Source organism: Armatimonadota bacterium, from assembly GCA_035527535.1.
GTDB lineage: Bacteria > Armatimonadota > Hebobacteria.
In genome coordinates, this window is sequence record DATLAK010000080.1 from 1 (window position 1) to 4037 (window position 4037).

5 protein-coding genes are annotated in these 4037 nt (G+C 68.5%); 2 read left to right on the top strand and 3 right to left on the bottom strand.

Translation table 11 applies throughout. From position 1 onward, the window contains the following. Both VM221_05460 and VM221_05465 read right to left on the bottom strand, forming a co-directional pair. Positions 1-456: 50S ribosomal protein L11 methyltransferase (locus VM221_05460; protein HUT74270.1), on the bottom strand; the 456-nt coding region annotated here is incomplete at its 3' end. After that, complete coding sequence (locus tag VM221_05465) at positions 453-1544, bottom strand: hypothetical protein (GenBank protein HUT74271.1); 1092 nt, start codon at positions 1542-1544, stop codon at positions 453-455. The genes VM221_05465 and VM221_05460, both read right to left, overlap by 4 nt. A 175-nt stretch (positions 1545-1719) precedes the next feature. Between VM221_05465 and VM221_05470 the strand changes: the two genes are divergently transcribed. After that, complete coding sequence (locus tag VM221_05470) at positions 1720-2052, top strand: hypothetical protein (protein ID HUT74272.1); 333 nt, start codon at positions 1720-1722, stop codon at positions 2050-2052. 82 nt (positions 2053-2134) lie between these two features. Here VM221_05470 and VM221_05475 read toward each other — a convergent pair whose 3' ends face one another. After that, positions 2135-2866: a metallophosphoesterase family protein gene (locus VM221_05475; protein ID HUT74273.1), complete on the bottom strand. Its 732-nt coding sequence runs from the start codon at positions 2864-2866 to the stop codon at positions 2135-2137. 128 nt (positions 2867-2994) lie between these two features. On the opposite strand from VM221_05475, the gene VM221_05480 reads away from it, so the two are divergent. Next, entirely contained in the window at positions 2995-3855 is an 861-nt protein-coding gene (locus VM221_05480) for a M23 family metallopeptidase (protein HUT74274.1), read from the top strand. Positions 3856-4037: the final 182 nt, after the last annotated feature.

Sequence of the window (4037 nt, forward strand, 5' to 3'; positions counted from 1 at the left end):
ACCGAAGATGCAACGCCCGAGCGCGCCGAGGCAGCCCCTGGTCGTGGTGTGCTCGCCGGTGCCGAACGCCATGCCCGAGTCGAGCTCGACCACCACTTCCCCCGGCTGAGCGACGTACCGTTTCCAGGCGGGCTTCACGGCGATGCGGGGCGGCACCCGCACCACCTCCATGCCCGCTGCCAGCGCTTGCTCCCACGTGCGCGAGGGCACCGAGCGCACGGTGATGGTCGCAGCCCCGACCTCCAGGCCCGCCTCACGCAGAGCGGCGATGCGCTCGCGGATTCGCCGGCGCGCGCGGCTGACATCTTCCGCGGCCGCCAGGTACGTAATGAGGCGCACCTCGGTGCTGCGCGGCTGCTCCTCGATCCCACGCCCCAGGGACAGCATCGCGTCCCCAACTCCCGGCGCCGCCTGCGGCGAGACCTTGACCATCAGCCGGTGCAGGTCTGCGCTCACGACCTCTCCTCCAGCGGGAACATGATGCGGATGGCCTCGACCTCCTGCAGCGCCGACGCCGCCCAGTCCGGGAGCGGCGCGTTGGCGCTCGCGCCGATGGCGAAATGGGGCATTGCCTGCCAGCGCCCGCCGATCTCGACCTCGACCAGGAACCGCCCCAGCAGGCGCGCCTCCCAATCCGCGGCGTAAAGATCGGCCGCATCGTACTGCGGTCGCAGGTACCGAAGAAACAGCGGCGCCACTCCCTCCCACGTCGGGTCGCGCGCATCGAGGGGCCCAACCACCATCCACTGCGTCAGCAGGCGGACGTACCTCGTCTCCGGGCTCATGGCGTGGCCCGCGGGCACGATCTGGAAGCCGCCGATCTCGCCCACCAGGGAGGTCGAGATGTCTATGACGCCGGGATGGTTGGCGCGAATGCGGCCGATGCCCGCGTACAGCGTGCCCGGGAACCTGCCGACCCCCATCACCGGGCGCAGCACCGTGCCGATGGGCTTGCTCGAGCCGTCGGGATACTGCAGGTGGATCAGCCCCTGGAAGCGGTTCTCGAACACCATCTGCGCGGGGTAGGGGCGCGGGCGCAGCACGCGGATCACGAGCACATCGCCCAGCGCCGGGAGGTAGTCCGGCGGCAGCGCAACCAGCTCCCCGGCGCGCTCGACGTAGACGGGGCTGCCGACGAAGGGGGAGTAGTCGCCGCCGAAGATGGCGGTGCCGGCGGGGATATCGGTATAGATGCTGGAGTCGGGGCTGCGGGTCGCGAAGGGCTGTTTGGCCCCGGGGGTGAACTCCCGCGGCAGGAGCGAGAAGCCGACGCCGCGGTCGGTGTGCTCGTCCTGCGTGACCTTGATATGGAGGGCGTTGACGGCGGTGGCGACGACGGTTCCCGCCCGCCCCCAGGTGCTGGCGGTGAACTGTTCGCGGTCGAGCGTCGTCGTATAGCGCAGGACCGAGCCGATCGGGCGCCATCCCCCGTCGCCGGCAACCGCTATCACTCCGTCGGGGCGGTTCTCGATGCGGATACCGGTTAGCTCCTGCTCGAGCGCGGCGTTCTCGGCGAGCACCTGGGAGGAGGGGCCCGGCGTCACCGCCGGTGCGCCCGCGCTCGGCGGTGCGGATACGCCTCCCGCGGTGACGAGAAATACAACCATCAGCGACGCTGTCGGCGCCGCCGAGCGCAGGCGCCGGAGACGGGGCGCTTTGCAGGGCCGCCGGAAGCTGCTATAATGGGCTGTCGTTGCAGTCGGATAGGTTGCTGACAAGATGGGTGCTCCCCGCGATATCGTGACTTGTAACTGCGGCCATCACATCGGCCCGCGTGAGATTCTGCAGACGAGCCTTTACCTCAGCCTCATGGGCCCGAGCTTCGTGTATGTCCGCTTCCGCTGCGGGCGCTGCAAGCGCGTCGGCGAGCAGCTCGTGCGCGAGGAGAAATGGAACCGTGCGATGCTGCGCCCGGAGAGGCCTTCGCTCTCGCCCGAGGAGCGCCGCCAATTCGAGACCATGGGTCCCATCACCCCGGCGGAGAAGATTGATTTCCACTACGCGCTCGAACAGCTCGGCTCGCAACCGATGCCGCAGCGCGGCAAGCGCTAGCATCTGCAACCCCAGCCCGCGCGCGCAACCGTCATCCTGAGCAGCGAAGTCGAAGGGCTCGGAATGACGTCCGAGACCGCCTTCACCGCCCCAGCGCCAGCCGCTCCCCGAGCAGGGCGGGCAGATTCACCTCTTCCATCTTCTCCCGCACGCGCTCGACCGCGTACTCGACCCGCATGATTTTCACCTCGCGGCGGGCGGTGTCGTAAAGCCCGAAACTGGCCAGGGGGTTGCCGTCGCGCGGCTGGCCGACACTGCCGCAGTTGACGATGTAGCTCAGGCCGCGGTCGAGCTTGACCGTGCCGCCGCGCTTGAGCGACCGGTGGGTCACGTGTGCCGCGCCATGGGTATGGGCGTAGTGCTCGGAGACATGCGTGTGCCCGATCAGGCACACCGGCGTGATCATCTCCGCGAAGACCCCGCGCGCATCCGCGGCTGAGGTGACGTAGTCCATGGGCTGCGGCAACGACCCATGCACCAGCGTCAGCGAGTTCTCCATGTCCATCAGCGGGAGCGACAGCAGGTAGCCCCGGTCGGCCGCGGTCAGGCGCTCCTGCGTCCATGCAATCGCGTCGCGCGCGTACCAGTTGAACCAGTTGACGTCATACTTGCCCACGCACGCCAGGTCGTGATTGCCGATCACGCACCGCAGGCCCGGCAGCGCCTTCACCACCTCGATGCACTCGCCGGGGTCGGGGCCGTAGCCGATGATGTCGCCCAGGCAGATGTAGGCGTCAACGCCCCGCAGACGCTTGAGCGCCGCCTCCAGCGCCTCGAGGTTGGCGTGAATGTCCGAGATGATGCCGTAGCGCATGGGTCGAACGCATCGCGGCCCGCTGGCGCGCGGTGGCTGGCGTTGATTTCCGCGCGCGCCCTCCGCTCTCCTTCGCTCGTTGACGGCGCACGGAGGGGATCCCCTCACGCCGGCGAATCCATCATACCATGACGCGCATGGTTTGCAGTGTGATGTTGTGCCTGGCGGTCGCCGTCGCTGACGCCGAGACCACCGTCAGCATCGCGGTGACGCCCTCCCCCGCGCGCCAGGGAGACTGCCTGTTGGTCCTGGTGCGGGCGGAGGAATCTCTCGCCCCCGAGTGCCAATGGGAAGGGAAGTCCTACCCGCTCTACCGCGTGGGCGACGCCTACCGGGCGATCTTGCCGGTGCCGCCGGACACCCCCCCGGGGCCGCGGAAGCTGGAGATCGTGCTGCGCGACGATGCCGGCGCTGTCACGCGCACCACGGCCAGGGCGACGGTGGCCAAGCGCAACTTCGGCGTGCAGAAGCTGCGGATGAAACAGGAGGCGAGCCGGGTTTACGATGACCCCTCGGTGAAGCAGGAAGCGCCGACGATTCACGCGGGGCTCGCGCAGACGGCCGATCAGCAGCTATGGCAAGGGCCGTTTGCGTGGCCGGTGAAGGCCCGCGTGAGCACCGGCTTCGGGCTCGCGCGCACGATCAACGGCAGGATCCAGTACCGCCACCGGGGCCTGGATTTGGCAGCGCCGATGGGGGCCAAGGTGTTCGCGCCGGCCGGCGGCATCGTCAGGCTCGTCCGCGATGACTTCAAGCTCCACGGCAAGACCATCGTGCTCGACCACGGGCAGGGGGTGGGGTCGATCTATCTCCACCTATCGGAGATCTGCGTCGTCGAAGGCCAACGCGTGAACCGGGGCGAGCGAATCGCCAAGGTGGGCATGACCGGCGCCGCGACCGGCCCGCACTTGCACTGGGGCGTTTATGTCTCCGGGCAAGCCGTGGACCCGCGGTTCTGGGTTGACAACTTGCCGCGAGCGGGGAGGTAGGGGGGGGAACCGCAGATTAGCACAGATGGACACGGATTAGACCCAGATTATGCGTAAAGCTTCGGGCATGTCATTCCGAGGAAGCGACGCGCCCGAGGAATCCCCTATCGGGGATGCGCAAGATCAGCGATTCCAGCCGCGAGCAACCCCGGTAGGGGATCCCTCGCGTTGCTCGGGATGAC